Source organism: Scytonema hankhaensis NUACC26, from assembly GCF_045865695.1.
GTDB lineage: Bacteria > Cyanobacteriota > Cyanobacteriia > Cyanobacteriales > Nostocaceae > Scytonema.
Genome location: NZ_BAACAP010000221.1, coordinates 1 through 16081 on the forward strand (window position 1 = coordinate 1; position 16081 = coordinate 16081).

The 16081-nt window shown below is 43.8% G+C and carries 13 protein-coding genes, 1 pseudogene and 1 riboswitch; of the genes and pseudogenes, 5 read left to right on the forward strand and 9 right to left on the reverse strand.

Features of this window, described 5'->3' with window-relative positions:
- From ACKTT2_RS30545 to ACKTT2_RS30575, 7 genes are all read right to left on the reverse strand, one after another.
- A partial coding sequence (locus ACKTT2_RS30545; RefSeq protein WP_407893787.1) for a hypothetical protein occupies positions 1-372 on the reverse strand: 372 nt, incomplete at its 3' end.
- Between the two features lie 150 nt (positions 373-522).
- Positions 523-774, reverse strand: a complete 252-nt coding sequence (locus ACKTT2_RS30550) for a hypothetical protein (RefSeq protein WP_407893789.1) — start codon at positions 772-774, stop codon at positions 523-525.
- Between the two features lie 145 nt (positions 775-919).
- A complete protein-coding gene (locus ACKTT2_RS30555) occupies positions 920-2197 on the reverse strand; it encodes a glycosyltransferase (protein ID WP_407893791.1) in 1278 nt (425 codons plus the stop codon).
- Positions 2198-2359: 162 nt separating this feature from the next.
- Positions 2360-2545, reverse strand: a riboswitch (cyclic di-AMP (ydaO/yuaA leader).
- Positions 2546-3114: 569 nt separating this feature from the next.
- A complete protein-coding gene (locus ACKTT2_RS30560) occupies positions 3115-3453 on the reverse strand; it encodes a DUF5110 domain-containing protein (protein ID WP_407893793.1) in 339 nt (112 codons plus the stop codon).
- On the reverse strand, positions 3398-4672 hold the full coding sequence (locus ACKTT2_RS30565; protein ID WP_407893795.1) for a TIM-barrel domain-containing protein: 1275 nt from the start codon (positions 4670-4672) through the stop codon (positions 3398-3400). Before ACKTT2_RS30565 ends, ACKTT2_RS30560 begins: the two co-directional genes overlap by 56 nt.
- Positions 4673-4893: 221 nt before the next feature.
- The gene (locus tag ACKTT2_RS30570; protein WP_407893797.1) at positions 4894-5085 is read right to left on the reverse strand and encodes a DUF2795 domain-containing protein; all 192 of its coding nucleotides are present in this window, start codon (positions 5083-5085) and stop codon (positions 4894-4896) included.
- Between the two features lie 388 nt (positions 5086-5473).
- Positions 5474-5908, reverse strand: coding sequence for a response regulator (locus ACKTT2_RS30575; RefSeq protein ID WP_407893799.1), 435 nt, complete (start codon positions 5906-5908; stop codon positions 5474-5476).
- Positions 5909-6432: 524 nt separating this feature from the next.
- On the opposite strand from ACKTT2_RS30575, the gene hppD reads away from it, so the two are divergent.
- The 4 genes from hppD (at position 6433) to ACKTT2_RS30595 (ending at position 11987) form a co-directional block, all read left to right on the forward strand.
- Complete coding sequence (hppD, locus tag ACKTT2_RS30580; RefSeq protein ID WP_407893801.1) at positions 6433-7524, forward strand: 4-hydroxyphenylpyruvate dioxygenase; 1092 nt, start codon at positions 6433-6435, stop codon at positions 7522-7524.
- Between the two features lie 34 nt (positions 7525-7558).
- Entirely contained in the window at positions 7559-8716 is a 1158-nt protein-coding gene (locus ACKTT2_RS30585; protein ID WP_407893803.1) for a homogentisate 1,2-dioxygenase, read from the forward strand.
- Positions 8717-8925: 209 nt separating this feature from the next.
- Positions 8926-9840 (forward strand): hypothetical protein, encoded by a 915-nt coding sequence (locus ACKTT2_RS30590; RefSeq protein ID WP_407893805.1) that lies wholly within the window; start codon positions 8926-8928, stop codon positions 9838-9840.
- An 86-nt stretch (positions 9841-9926) separates the two neighbouring features.
- Complete coding sequence (locus ACKTT2_RS30595) at positions 9927-11987, forward strand: AMP-binding protein (RefSeq protein ID WP_407893807.1); 2061 nt, start codon at positions 9927-9929, stop codon at positions 11985-11987.
- A gap of 512 nt (positions 11988-12499) precedes the next feature.
- On the opposite strand, the gene ACKTT2_RS30600 is transcribed toward ACKTT2_RS30595, so the two are convergent.
- The gene (locus ACKTT2_RS30600) at positions 12500-14305 is read right to left on the reverse strand and encodes an alpha-amylase family glycosyl hydrolase (protein ID WP_407893809.1); all 1806 of its coding nucleotides are present in this window, start codon (positions 14303-14305) and stop codon (positions 12500-12502) included.
- 278 nt (positions 14306-14583) lie between these two features.
- A pseudogene (locus ACKTT2_RS30605) lies at positions 14584-14775 on the reverse strand (cryptochrome/photolyase family protein); the annotation flags it as partial.
- A gap of 106 nt (positions 14776-14881) precedes the next feature.
- Between ACKTT2_RS30605 and ACKTT2_RS30610 the strand changes: the two are divergent.
- A complete protein-coding gene (locus tag ACKTT2_RS30610) occupies positions 14882-16063 on the forward strand; it encodes a phosphoserine transaminase (RefSeq protein ID WP_407893811.1) in 1182 nt (393 codons plus the stop codon).
- Positions 16064-16081 lie beyond the last annotated feature (18 nt).

The window sequence follows — 16081 nt, forward strand, 5'->3', positions numbered from 1 at the left end:
CCACAACACACCCGTTCCACAACACACCCGTTCCACAACACACCCGTTCCACAACACACCCGTTCCACAACACACCCGTTCCACAACACACCCGTTCCACAACACACCCGTTCCACAACACACCCGTTCCACAACACACCCGTTCCACAACACACCCGTTCCACAACACACCCGTTCCACAACACACCCGTTCCACAACACACCCGTTCCACAACACACCCGTTCCACAACACACCCGTTCCACAACACACCCGTTCCACAACACACCCGTTCCACAACACACCCGTTCCACAACACACCCGTTCCACAACACACCCGTTCCACAACACACCCATTCCACAACACACCCGTTCCACAACACAATTTATTCATGTATTACAGTCAACAGAAAATCGCTATAGACCACAGATGTAGGGGCGCAAGGCATTGCGCCCCTACAAACGGTATGGTTCATTGAGGTGAAAACTGTTGTAATACAGTACGGGCGAGGACGCCCGTACCACAAAAGTAAGAATTGTGTCGTTATGCTTGCAATGCGACTTCACTCTTCCCCGATTCTGAGGAAAGAGTTGTAGGAACTTCTTCTATTTCTACTCGTACCCATTCAGAGTATACATCTTCTAAAAATCTGCTGCGGTCTTGGCTTCCGTTGGAAATCTCTCTGACTTTGAGAGTTGTTACGTACACTCCTTGTACGACTTCATGCCCGTAACCGACAACTTGACCAATTAGTCCAGTAACCTGATGGCGTGTATAGTCACCAATCTCTAACATTGTCATGACTCCTTAACTGAATAGACTTTACGGTTGTTTGTACTTACGCTACAAAATGTTGGTTATCAGTGGAAAAGTTATGATTCGAGGCGGCGAAATGATTGCGGTTTCCCTCCCTCATAAGTTGATTAGGAAATAGTAGTTATTAAGCAACAGCTGGAGCTTTCTTCTCGCGTGAAGGGACAACTTCCGGTAACAGATGAGTGTAAAGATGAGTTAATCTAGAGGCAACACTTTGCCAGCTAAAAGCAATTTCGACACGCTGTCTACCTGCTTCACCAAGGCGATCGCGCCATTCTGGATTTTCTAGAATTCGGTCAATGGCTACGGCAAAAGCATCTTCATCTTTGGGAGGAGCAAGCAATCCCGTAACCTCGGGTACTACTGTAAATTGCAATCCACCAACATTACTGGCTACAACTGGGGTTTGGCTAGCCATCGCTTCGATAGCAACTAAACCAAAAGGTTCGTAATGACTGGGGACAACACACACATCAGCCGCAGCGTAGTAAGAGGGCAAAATAGTCTCATCAAGCCGTCCTGGAAAGGCTGTGCAATTTTCTAATCCAAGTTCAGATACAATACTGGCTATGCGATCGCGTTCGATTCCATCACTATAACCGGGACGACTACCGCCTCCAATAATTAACTGCAAGTTACCCGTACCGTGCAAACTCGATTTTGCAAAAGCTCTAACGAGTGTTTCAATACCTTTACGTTTATCGAAGCGCCCGACATAGAGCACCACTTTTGCATCAGGAGCAATCCCCAATGCTTGACGTGCTACAGATCGTTCAATTGAGCCAAATTTCTCAATATCCGTACCGCAAGGAATGACTTCTATGCGTCCAAGACAGGAAACAAGATTTCGCATATGTTCCTGTTCTTGGGGGCTAGTGGCTACAACTCGATCTACACTCTCCAGACAATTTTTTTCCACAGCTAGTCGGATACTAGCTATTGCTGGTATATCAGTGACACTACGGTACTTCACTGCTCCTAGTGAATGGTATGTATGCACTTGGATCAATGGTTGACGCTTTTTCAGTTCCATTCCCACCCAGGAAGACAACCAATAGTGAGTGTGAACCAGAGAATACTGAAAACCTTGATTTTGTTGGAATGCTTGAAACTCTGCAATAAATTCAGGTAAACGATCCAGTAGACTATCGCGACCTATAAACTCCATGGGACCAGCTTTGAGTCGAATTGTTCGACAGTTAGTTCCATGTTGAATGATAGCTGCTTGTTCGGGACTGCTACGGCGAGTGAACATATCCACTTGCCAACCTTTTTGAGCTAATGCATAACCCACCTGACGGACGTATACGTTTTGTCCACCAGCCTCTTCTTGTCCTATTTCTGCAGCAGGATCTCCATCCACAGAAATCAAAGCGATGCGATGCTTTTTTGTCAGTAGCATAGTTAAACTTCACTCTTATGGCAATCTTTCCTACCTTAAATATCTGAATCAAGGTAGCGTAACCCCTTATCCAAAGCTAAGGGCAGGTACAACGAAGCGCACAGATACCAGCCAAGGATACCGACGAGAACAAAGCATTACTTGCTTAAGAATGCTGTTCGCTCAGTCTCCTCTCAATGCCGACGAAGTTAGCTGACGGGCTAGGACTGAGAGATGTCCCTCTTTTGAAGGATCAAGTGAGAAAAAGGATTTCTTATTTATCCTTTATACTTAAGCCTTTATCCTTGTGCAAGATTAGCCCCAAGGGTGGTTCCTCCGCTCCACGTTTACCTGTGGGAACACTATGTTTAAGGTAAACCGTGAACTAGGCAGACCGAATCTCTATTGTTAAGAATTTAACTTGTAACCTTCACATAAGTCAACCTTTTTTAAGGAAGACTTCTTTAAGCAACCAGCATTGCTACTCTCCAATACGTATTATTGCAAGTTTTGTAATTCTGGTAACCGTTTAACAAAGCTAGCTTGGTACAACGAGTTATGGGTGAACAATTATGAAGTCCGACCTGCATCTAAGATATATCCTTCATAGAAATAAATTTCAAATGCTTAACATAAGTTAGTATAATTACATGAATTTTCTTTAAAGACAACTCTATGAATTACTCTATTCATCTATATTATTTTTCTATCTATCGATAGATGTAAAAACTATATTGATTCCATCCTGTGGGGTGGGCATTGCCCACCAATATCAATTCTCCAAATGATTGCTATACACGATCCCCCATTATCCACGCCCTTACGGGTATGTGTAAGGCACACGCTATATGCAAGGCACACGCGAACGCTACCAGCACTGGTCTCACCGTCCAACGCAATAGCTTCCCTTAAAAAGGGGGACTTTAAGTACTTTCCCCCTAATCCTGAATATGAATCTTGCAGAAGCGATTGTTGACAATCAACTCCTCTGAGTCTACTAATTCTATTATTTGTCCAGTACAAGTTACTTCCTTATCATCAATCCAAACTTGTTGTGGTTGGATTCCGTGTATATGTAAGCTTATCGATCTATAGGGAAAAGGGTACTTACCTTCTGTTGTCCAAACGATTTCTAAATTGTTCTCAAAACGTGTTATCGCAAATTTATGCAATCTCGAATCTCCATAACCATCACCTGCATCAGAGTAAAGAAGATTTTCACTATTGCCTTCTATAGGAGGGTAAATATGCAGAGTTAATTGCTTTTTCTCCTCCATAGGTAAAATATTCCCTGCCAAAACTAACAGAGGAATTTGTTCTAGGGTAAATATTATGCGCTTCGCGATGATCCCCGCCCCTGCCTTCCATATAATGTTGTGTGACTTTAGGAAGCGAGCGATCGCCCCAAACAATAAAAGCAGCTGGTTCATTCATATCGTACCAGAATCCTGCAACACCCACATCTAGCAGATACTGATATTGGCGACTCCACCATCCACGAACTTTGGGGTTAGTAAAATCTGGAAATACACACCAACCAGGCCAAACAGGAGCAACAACAAGTTTCCCGTTGGGGAGTTTGCAAAAGCCGTCCAGTATTTGACCTTCTAAAAACAAATTACTATGACGGCTGTACTTAATACCTGGATTTAGAATAGCAATAAACTGTACCCCAAGTTCTTTGAGTTCTTGTGTAAAACTTCCTAATTTAGGAAAGCGATCGGGAGCGATAGTAAACGCTCTATTACCAACTTGACAATCTATATCTAAATGAATAGCACTCAAAGGTAAATTGCGATCTTGAAATGCTTGAGCTTCTTCCCGAATTTTTTCTTCTGTACGGTATCCCCATTTAGATTGGTGATAACCTAAAGCCCAGAGAGGAGGTAAAGCCGCACGCCCAGTTAATTCTGTATAACGTTCTAAAAGTTGAGCCGGTACGCCATAAGTAAAGTAGTAACGCAGCGATCCCCCTGCAAAATCAGCAACAGCAATTTCCCCAAAGGTAAAATAAGCGTCAAAAGAGTTTTCATAAAAAATCAGATAACTGCCAGAGGAATGCAAACCTAAATATACGGGAATACATATATACATTGGAGCTGAACCAGGGCCATACATGCCCGCCGCATCATAGTTCCACATCCGATATGTTTTTGGTTGTTGCTTCTCATCTTTAGCAGCACGTAAGTTAAGATAAGAAAACCGTTCCCCAAGCCCGTATATTTGTTCTTCTTGTCTTAGTTGTGCTTGATGTAACCATCCTTCGCTTTTACGAGAAGGAGGTAGTTCTTCACGTAAGATTTGTCCTGAAGAATCGCAAAACTTTAAACTACCATCTTCTTTGACAATAACTTTTAATTTAGCACTAGATATGGAGTAACCATTTTCTGTCTCTGCAAATTGAGTTTTCACCTCTTGCCAATCCTGTCGAGCAATGGCATAAGGAATAGGTGATATACCAGGTTTCCAATCAACTCGAACAAAATCTTCAGTCAAAAAACAAATTTCTAATTCTGCAAGTTCAAAATAGAAATTAGCACCTCTGTCTGTAAGTTCGGTACGAATAAGTTCTCCAGGCTTGTCAAATCCTATTTCTGTAGAACGCTTGAAAAATTCCCGTTCTATATTATCTCGTTTGCGAGAATAAAGAAATGCGTGAGGCGTGCATTTAAAGTAAAAAAGTATTCCCAGCCAGTGGCTGGGAACGAGGTGGGAAGTTATGCTTTGCCCATTGCTTGGCTCACATCCACAGGTGTTTGGTATTGCTGATTTGGCAAATTCCTAAAAGCCCGAAGTACTCCTTCGTCTACACCTTTTTCCTCGGCATAAAAAATTAAATCTTTCTTGCTTACCGGGTATTGAACTTCATTCAAGCTTTTCTGTAGCTGTACGTAGTTTACTCTAATCATGACAACCTCCTACTAATGAACTAGGAATCACACTACTTTTTCTGGTCTGACAGAAAATGCGATACCCTTTTAAGGGTTAAGCCGAAGGCTTATCGCGCACTCAGCTTATCAATTCACAACTTATTCTGAAGCGATAGACGAGCGTGAATAGATTAACTGTTCAGACCAGCTCAGTATTAACTTCATTCGCTAACTAAGATACAAATTTTTGATAATTGCAACTTCCTGCTACTGGAGGAGAAAATTCACATAATGCACTGGATAATTTTATTAACATCTATCCTAAGAAAGAGATTAGTATTGAACTATTTTTCAAAAATGCGGTATAGCTTTAGCTGTTAAACTCCGCTTATCGCTCTGCTGAATAAAGAAGTACTTTTGGACTTAGTTACTCTGGATTTTGGGAAAGTAGCAACATCACTTCCCTTAAAATCTCTTGAAAACCATTGATAGACATAGGTTTAACAAAATATAAGCTGATACCAAGCGCAATAAACCGTTCTGCATTATCTGTATCTGTAGAACTGCTCATCACAACAATTGGTAAATCCTTAAAATCATTTTGTTGTTTAATCCATGTGACTAGCTCTAACCCCCCCATCTTAGGCATTCTTGTATCTGTTAAAATCAGAACGGGTAATGGGTAAATATCTCTATTCCCATAAGAACCTTCACCTAGCAAATACCTTACAGCCTCATCTCCGCTTGTCACGCTTTTCAAAGATAGCTGTAAGTTGGTTTTGACAGCAGTACGTTGAATAAACAGTAGATCGTCAGGGCTATCCTCAACCACTAGAACAGTAGGCAACTTGGGAGCGCTCATCTACAACCTCTTTTTTGTCTGAAGTCCAAGAGTGAATATTAGGCACATAAGTTAACAAAGCATACCCTGGCAAAATAAAAAGTTAATTTTATAATCGGATTAGAGGTTATACCATTCTACGAAAAAGATGATGCAAAACGATAATGTAGAAACGCAAAGTATGGCGTTGTTACAAAATTGACACGGCTCGCGATTCAAGTAAAATGGTATTACTTAGTTCACCATCGTAACTAAAAGCGGATTTTTTGAACGAGGTAGTGCTTTGCTCTAATGCCCAGGGTTACATGACTCGTATTCAAAATGACTTACTCCCGAACCGCTATTCGATTACCCAAACACGTAGGGGAGCCACCCGAAGTGCGCGGGTTCCCCCGCGACTGCTAGGAGTGGCGTTGGGCAGTGCCCACCCTACTACAAAGATCGGTAATTTTAGAGCGGAAAGAGAGTAACGCAAATCATGTATTAAATCTAACATTTGTGAAAAAGATATTTCCAGTATTTCCTCTGAACTGGGAGGAATTTAGATGATTGATTTTTGCCCTATTAAGTGCTTCGACCACCTTGAATTTTATGTTGGAAATGCAAGGCAAGCAGCACTGTTCTATTCTAAGTTTTTTGGATTTACTAATACAGCTTATCGGGGTTTGGAAACTGGCAGCCGTGAAGTAACATCTTATGTCATGCAGCAAGGGGAAACCCGCTTTGTTCTGAGTGCAGCACTCTTTGCCAACCATCCCATCTCGCAAAGCGTTCTGAAGCATAGTGATGGAGTGGCAATTATAGCTTTTGAAGTGCTAGATGCTACAAGCGCTTATAAAGAAACAATTAGAAGAGGTGCTGTAAGTGCGATCGCACCAACAGAAGAGGAAGATGGATACGGTGTGTTGCGTTATGCGGCTATCCATGCCTATGGTGATGTTTTGATTAAATTTGTGGAAAGGAGCGATTACTCTGGAGTCTTTGCCCCTGGCTTTATACCGCAATACCCTGCCAACAGTAATCATTCTGTAGGCTTATGTAATATCGATCACATCGTTGGCAACGTTGAGTTGGGAGCAATGAACAAATGGGTACAGTTTTTCACTGATACAATGGGCTTTAACCTGCTAGTGCATTTTGACGAAGAGGCAATTTCTACAGAGTACTCAGCCTTAATGTCTAAAGTGATGCAGAACGACACGGGTAAGATTAAATTGCCAATTAACGAACCAGCCAAAGGGAAACGCAAATCTCAGATTGAAGAGTACCTGGAATATAATAACGGTCCGGGAGTACAACATATTGCCTGCGCGACTAATAACATTATCGAAACAGTCTCTCAATTAAAAAAAGCGGGGCTGGAGTTTCTGCACGTACCGAGAACTTATTACGAAAACTTGAAAGAGCGAGTTGGTGACATTGATGAGCCTATTGAGCAACTAGCAAATTTGGGCATTTTAGTAGATAAGGATGAAGATGGGTATTTACTCCAGATTTTCACCCAACCCGTGCAAGACCGACCAACGCTTTTCTTTGAAGTGATTCAGCGTCATGGAGCACAAGGTTTTGGTGAAGGTAACTTCAAAGCCCTGTTTGAGGCGATAGAACGCGAACAAGCACTCAGGGGGAATTTATGATGCACCAAATACGGGGATCTAAGGGGATGAGAGCATGACTTACTACTATAAATTAGGAAAAATTCCCCATAAGCGACACATTCAGTTTCGTCAACCTGATGGTTCTTTATATCATGAAGAATTAATGGGGATGCGAGGTTTTTCAGGCGTTCAATCCTTGCTATACCATTTACGTCCGCCTACACAAATACAGAAAATTTTGTTAGAGAGGACAGTGAATGCGTCCTATGAAGAATCGAGTCCCCTGTGTCACCGCCATCTACGCACAGTAACCGTAGAATTGGGGGCAGATGCTGTGGAAGCAAGGGTTCCGTTAATGGCAAATGCAGATGTCTGCATTTCAATTGCTCGACCCACATTACCCATGTTATACTGGTATCGATGTGCTCATGGTGATGAAGTCATATTCATCCATGATGGCACTGGTGTATTAGAGAGCCAGTACGGTATTTTACACTATCAAGTAGGAGATTATTTAGTTATTCCTGCAGGAGTACTGTGGCGTATTATACCTGAGTTAGGTATAGAGCAGCGAATGCTTGTCATTGAGGCGAGCGGACACATAGAACCACCAGCAAGATATCTCAATCGATACGGACAATTTCTCGAACATTCTCCCTATAATGAACGCGACATTCGTCCGCCAGAGAAGTTAGGAACTTATGACGAGGTAGGAGAATTTGAGGTGCGGGTCAAAACCAGAGATAGAATTATTAGCTATCTCTATCACCATCATCCTCTAGATGTTGTGGGATGGGATGGGCATCTCTATCCCTTTGCATTTAACATTGAGGATTTTGAACCTATCACTGGCAGAATTCACCAACCTCCTCCAGTACACCAAACCTTTGAGGCTCCTGGCTTTGTTATTTGTTCCTTTGTACCACGCCTTTTTGATTATCACCCTCTGGCAATTCCCGCTCCTTATAACCATTCCAATGTAGATTCGGATGAGGTGATTTACTACGTTTCTGGAAACTTTATGTCTCGTAAAGGGATAGAGCGATCGTCAATTACCATTCATCCTAGTGGTATTCCTCACGGACCTCATCCAGGAATGTACGAGAGTTCGATTGGCAAAGAACGTACTAACGAATTGGCTGTAATGATTGATACTTTTCGTCCATTGCAACTGACAAAACAAGCCTTGGCTTTGGAGGATAAAGACTATGCATACAGTTGGATTGCTTGAGTTGACCTCGTTCCCGACCCCACACCCCTCGTTCCCAGGCTCACACCCCTCGTTCCCAGGCTCAGCCTGGGAATGTAGTCTGCGAGGCTCAGCCTCGCGTAACAGAAGACTGGAGGCGGGGCCTCCCGTAAGGCATTCCCAGCCAGAGGCACCAGATCGAGAGAACAGAGAGGTCAACGTCTAGTTAATTTCTGTGTAATATAAAAAATATGACTAATACCCAAGTAAATACCGCAAGCCCTTTAACCATATCTTCTCGTATTGAAAAGCGATCGCATCGAGGCGAATTAACTCAAAAACAAGTAGACAATTTTCAAAATTTCCTCACTAAAATCAATCAAGAATTCTTACAACATCGCATCATTACTAACAACACTTATACTCAATGGTTTTCTGGCGGTACGGCTACAGACAAAGAATTGCGTTATTTCATTCAGCAATTCTCGGTATTCTCCAATCAGTTCCTCATAGCAGCACTGTTAAAAGCCATTAACTCACCTACCCTTGAGCAGTCGCGAAAGAGTCGAGAAATATTGCTGAATGAACTAGGCGTCATTTATCGGAAGCTAGACCAATCGATTGGCAACAATCGGGGTCAGACGGAGGAGGACAAGGATCGAGAAGGAGATCCTGAATTAGTCAGTACTGAAGGTACAGTAGATGGTGGTATTTGTCGTTTCCGTGCGGCACATTTTGAATGGCTAGTCAATTTAGCTGAGGGTTTGGGGTTACATTACGAAGACATTGGCAAATGCAAACACGGAAGTTCTACAACTTTGCACTTCTGTAACGAACTGCAACGTCTTTATGGAAGTGATGACCCACATATCGCTGAGGGTGCTAGCTTTGCAGTGGAAAACTGGGCAGCAGCAGGCTTTTGGCAGGAATTGGAGGAAGGACTCACGCGCATCAAGCAAGCTCGATACCCGCATCTGCGTTTGGCTTTCTTTAGTTGGCATAATCGTGTCGAGATGCAACACGCCGGACACACTCTGGAGGAACTTGAAGCAGTTTATTTTCAAGACGATTTTGACCAAACTAAATTCATTCAGGGAGGACGAGAGATTCTTGATGCCATTGCTGTTTTTTGGGATGGATTAGAGGCGGACCGTCATAATTCGTAATTCGTAATTCGTAATTCGTAATTGAAGTTCATAATTAAGAATTGGAGCAAAGCGACTTGACACGGGGGATGAGGGTGGAATTATCAGTGGAACAAATCACTGCTTGTGGTGTCGAAGCAGATAGTGCGATCGCAATTCTGCCGCAAGTTAATGAATGGCTTGCTTCATTACAGCCTAGTGATTGCTGGCAACACTTGGTACGATATATTCTTAAACCTAATCACCCCTTTGCACTACACGAACTCCTTTACAAAACCACGTTCTTTAATTGGGATAGCAGCCAAGGATTACCTCCTGCTTGGTTTCCTTCTCAAGAACAAATTCAAGCAACCAATATCGCTGCTTTCATGAATTCCCTAAAACTAGATTCTTATCTAGAACTTCATGCTTGGTCGGCACAAAATCGGGCTGAGTTCTGGGACATCACGATTCAACATTTGGGTATTCATTTTCAGGAAAAGTACAGCCATATCGTTGATTTGAGTCATGGAGTTGAGTCACCACAATGGCTAGTAGGTGCTCGATTTAACATCGTTGAAAGTTGTTTTTCAGCACCAGATGATACACCTGCTATTGTCTTCCAATCGAATCGGGGTTCAATTTCTACCATGACTTATGGCGAACTCCAATCTTTAACTAACCGAGTTGCTAACGGATTGGTGGAGGCTGGCTTTATTTTAGGAGACACTATTGCTATTGTGATGCCTATGACAGTCGAATCCGTAGCAATTTACTTGGGAATTATTAAAGCTGGTTGCGTGGTAGTTTCTATAGCTGACAGTTTTGCTGCTACAGAAATTGCTATGAGGTTGCGTCTGTCCAACGCTCGAGCAATCTTTACTCAAAGCTATATTGTACGTAGTGGTAAGCAATTGCCTCTCTATGAGAAAGCGATCGCAGCCAATTCTCCTAGAGCAATTGTTATAAAAACGAAAACGGGCAATAAGGAAACTGTTGCCTTTTTAAAATTGCGTCCCGACGATTTGATTTGGGAAGATTTTCTCAGTTCCAACCCTCGATTCGATGCCATCCCCGCTCATCCTGCTACTGCTATTAATATCTTATTTTCCTCCGGTACAACAGGAGAACCCAAAGCTATTCCTTGGACGCAAACGACTCCCATAAAATGTGCTATTGATGCTCATCTGCATCACGATATCCACTCCGGCGATGTAGTTGCTTGGCACACTAACTTAGGATGGATGATGGGACCGTGGTTGATTTACGCTTGCTTGTTGAATAAAGCGACTATTGCCCTTTATTACGGAGCACCTACAGAAAGAGAATATGGTCAGTTTATACAAGACACTAAAGTAAATTTACTTGGTGTGGTACCAAGTCTTGTCAGTCAATGGAAAACTACCGCTTGTATGCAAGGGCTAGATTGGAGTGCAATAAAAGCTTTGAGTTCCACAGGTGAATGTTCCAAACCGCAAGATATGTTTTACCTAATGTCTTTAGCTGGATACAAACCCATTATCGAATACTGTGGAGGTACAGAAATAGGTGGCGGCTATATCACTGGAACTTTGGTGCAGCCTTGCGTACCATCAACTTTTACCACACCTGCTTTGGGATTAGATTTTGTGATTCTTGACACAGAGGGAAATTCTGCTGACAAAGGTGAGGCGTTTATCGTACCTCCATCTATTGGCTTGTCTACCGAGTTGTTGAACAAAGACCATTACCAAGTTTACTTTGCCAATACTCCTGTTCTTCCCTCCTCAACTCCTTTGCGCCGTCATGGCGACCAAATAGAACGATTACCTAACGGCTATTACTGCGCTCGCGGTCGCGTTGATGATACGATGAATCTCGGAGGGATTAAGGTGAGTTCAGCTGAGATCGAACAAGTTCTGAATCGCCAACCAGGAATTTGTGAAAGTGCTGCGATCGCTGTTTCTCCTTCACAAGGAGGACCAAGCCGATTGGTGATTTATGCAGTCGTTGCACCGGAGATTCAACAAGATAAAACAGCAATAATGACTTCCTTACAAGCCGCAATTAAGCAACATCTTAATCCTTTATTCAAAATTTACGATCTTGTCATTGTTGATACTTTGCCACGCACGGCTTCTAATAAAGTGATGCGTCGGGTATTGCGCGAACAGTATTGTTTTCCGATTATTCATAAAAATAGGCTGTAACACGCCTTGGTCAATCGACGAGAACCTGCAAAACAGGACACGTTAACAGCTTAGGGACTTCCAAATAAAAAAATAACCAACTTTCTCTTGTGGGACGGGCGTCCTCGCCCGTTCTTTATGAGTGAGAGCTACATGAAGAGCAGATCGTAATTCTCATGCTCGAATAATCATCTGCCCACATCATGGTGATTACAATTGTACGTGTCGCGTTTCCACTTTGATATACATAACATATGAGACTCAAGAAATTAAATGAATTGAGTCTCATATTTCAGAGCTACCACGCTCCCGCGTATTTTAGGTGTAGCCGCAACTTCCTCCTTGCCAGAGCTAAAGGGAGCATCCCAATTTGGAAAAAACGCCAAGCGATTGGAAATCGCGGCTATACAAACTAAGTCCGCGCAGGCGGACTTAGTTTGTATAGCAAGAGAATTCTATTCTGAGGGCAATGTGCATTCATTGGGATGCTCCCGAGCTAAAAGGGGGGTATCAAAGCGATTTGGTATAACCTATCAGTTGTCCTGCGAGAGAATAAGCACGCTGTAGGGACCAATCCCGACATTCCCATTACAAGACATCCCATCTTTAGCGCCCCAACTTGCTGTAGTATCATAGCCAGGATAATTGCCAAAGTCAGGGCTGTAGCCATTCCAATCGCTATTGAAGCGTACTCGCCAGTAGCCTTCGCTAGGAAACCCGATGTTATAGCTCTCATAGCTCCGGTCAGCCATGTTCGCCACAACAATGACATCATCCCCAAGACCGCCATTCTCCCAACGATGGAACGCAATAACCTTATCATTGTTATTAACATGGTGGACGTTGACGTGTTGACCGCACAGACCCTTGGTTTCGTTGTACCAATTGCGACGCAGACGGATGAGGTCGCGGTACATATCGTGGATACCACAATAGGTTTCCAACTTCTTCCAGTCCAACGGGTCTTGGTCGTTGAACCATTTATCTTCAAGGAGTTCCTGACCCTGGAAGATCATGGGAACGCCCGGTGCGGTGAACACTAAAGCTGCTCCTAGCGTAGAGCGCTTCCTGGAGAACCAACTACCAGCATTATCGTGCCAGATTTCCTCCGGAACGCGGGAGCGACCATTGGCGACTTCATCGTGGGATTCTGTATAAATCACCCGCTCGAAGCAATCTGTGCCGTAACGGTGATTAATGGCGTCGCAAACAGCATACATATTGCGATCGCAATCGTTAAGAGTGCCAATCGCATTGCGAATAGGATAGACGAAGCTAGAGTCCCATTGCGCGTCAAAGCCAGCACCGCCAGCACCCGTATCCTTGGTAATCCATTCGTTGTTCTGTAAGTCTTCGGCGATCGTGAGCTTCCACGGTTGTTTGGCGTCGATTTCGTCGTTAATCCACTGCATGAAGCTCCAGCCTTCTGGAATGTCGCCGCCGCTACCGTTGTTCAGCGTCCGGATGTTAACTGTAGAATCCCAACGCAGACCGTCAACATGGCATTTTTCTAGCCACATCAGAGCATTGTCGCGCAGATATTGGCGCACTTCACCCCGACCGTAGTCGGGTCGCGTATCTCCCCAGGGGGTTTTGGAACGCCAGTCGTTGTAGAAGTAAATGCCGCCCTTGCCGTTTTCACTCCAGCCATCAAACTGCCACAGGTCGAGATCGCTGGGGCCAAAGTGGTTGTAGACCACGTCGAGAATCACGGCAATGCCGCGAGAGTGAGCTTCCTTGACCAGCTCTTTGAACTCTCTAATACCGCCGTAAATTTTTTCAATGGCGAAGGGGTTAGCAGGGTTGTAGCCCCAAGAGAAATCGGCGGCAAACTCGGCAAGCGGCATGAGCTGAATTGCATTAATACCCAAATCTTGGAGGTAACCTAGCCGCTGAACGATTCCCTCAAGCTTCCCTGGCGCTCCACCTGGTTCATCGTAGAACGTCCCAACGTGCATCTCGTAGATGACCATCTCATGCCAAGACGGCATGGTGTAGTTCTCCGAACTCCAATCAAAGTCAGGATCGTGAATTACCGAGTTACCGCTAGAGTGGGTGACTTCCCGGGCGTAGGGGTCATTCCTTGAGTAGGTCTTGTCGGTATCGCGGTTGACGAGCGCAAATCTGTATTCGTCGCCGATTTTAGCATTAGGTACGTCAGCAGACCAGTAGCCATTGCCTTCGCTGGTCAGCGGATTCCGATCTTGAGTCCAGTTGTTGAAACTACCTACTACAGAAACACCATGAGCAAACGGTGCCCAGACCCGAAAGGCAGTACCCCCATCGTAGGGGATAGCGCCCATGCCTGAATGTGAGGATATAGAGATAGTGGAAATCAATTGCAAACTCCTTGTTCTGAGGTTAAAGTTCCGTGTTCTGAATTAGAACGTTCCAGTTGTAGAGACGTTACGGCGAAACGTCTTTACAAGATTCTGCGGGTTACTGAAAAAGGGGGTGTACAACCCGAAGAAGGTCTAACATTGTTGCTTTTTACTAGGTATTAGTGACATAGGCTCCCTAAAATATCACCTCATATCCTTAATTAGGGATCGATGAAACCAACTCATGCATTAATTGATGTGCGATCGTTAAGCTAATTGAACTTGCATAGCGTGCTCCGTAATTCTTCAGCAAAGTGCCGCATTGCTGACCATACTAAAACTAGCTTTTGTTTGTGATAGGGTCGAGCTTGGACATGATGCAACGACTCAATCATGATGACGTGTACGTTATCAGTCTTGTGACAACTTTGCAAAGCTGCTTGTTCTGACCAAAGTTGATCTCCTAATATCCAAACACCAATTGTCATTTTTTTTGCCTAAAGTACTAAAAAAATGTAAACAATTTTGAAGACTAAACTCGGTATGCTGTAAACTAGCTAACCTAATGCCATACTGCCGTACTAAGTTCACTCTATGTCAGAGCATCTCTCTCTCCCAACCGTTAAACCCAACGTTCCCCATTTTTCCTCCGGTCCTTGTGCAAAACGCCCTGGTTGGTCGGTGGAAAAACTAGCCAATGCTTGTGTGGGTCGTTCTCATCGTTCCACAGATGGTAGAGCCAAGTTAGCAGAAGTTATCGAACGTTCTAAGAAAATTCTTGGTGTTCCGTCAGACTATCGTTTGGGTATTGTTCCTGCATCCGATACGGGCGCTGTGGAAATGGCTATGTGGTCATTGCTGGGAAAGCTTCCCTTGGACATATTGGCATGGGAAAGTTTCGGTCAGGAATGGGTGAAAGATGTCGTAGATGAGCTGAAGTTGCCTGATGCTCGGATTATGAAAGCACCCTATGGTAGTTTACCCGATTTACACCAAGTTGATTTTAGTCATGATGTGGTGTTTTTGTGGAACGGAACAACATCAGGTGTAAGATGCCCTAATGGTGATTGGATAAAAGACGATCGCCAAGGGCTGGTCATTTGTGATGCGACTTCTGCTGTCTTCGCAATGGATATCCCTTGGGAAAAGCTGGATGTCGTGACCTATTCCTGGCAAAAGGTTTTGGGTGGAGAAGCACAGCACGGAGTTATTGTGCTTTCACCACGTGCAGTGGAACGTTTGGAAAGCTATGACCCAGGTAGACCCATACCAAAGATTTTCCGTCTCACCCAAAAGGGTAAGTTGATTGAAGGTATCTTTAAAGGAGACACTATCAATACACCATCAATGCTGTGCGTAGAAGATGCACTTGACGGTTTAATTTGGGCAGAAAGTATTGGTGGGCTTCCAGGGCTGATTCGCCGCAGTGAAGCCAATCTAGCTGCGATCGCCGGTTGGGTAGAGAAAAGCAGTTGGGCTGCATTCCTCGCTGAAAATCCCGAAATTCGTTCCTGTACTTCTATTTGCTTGAAAATTAAAGATTCTTGGTTTGGGACTTTGAACTCGGAAAAACAAGCAGAATTTGCCAAGAAACTCGCTAAAGTTTTGGAACAAAAAGAAGTTGCTTACGATATTGCATCTTATCGTTCTGCTCCTCCAGGGATCAGAATTTGGGGCGGTGCAACAGTAGAAACTTCGGATATCGAAGCTTTGTTACCTTGGTTGGATTGGGCTTTTGCTACCGTGAAAGCTGATTTTGAGAAAGCTGTAGCGTGAGCGATCGCGAAACAACAT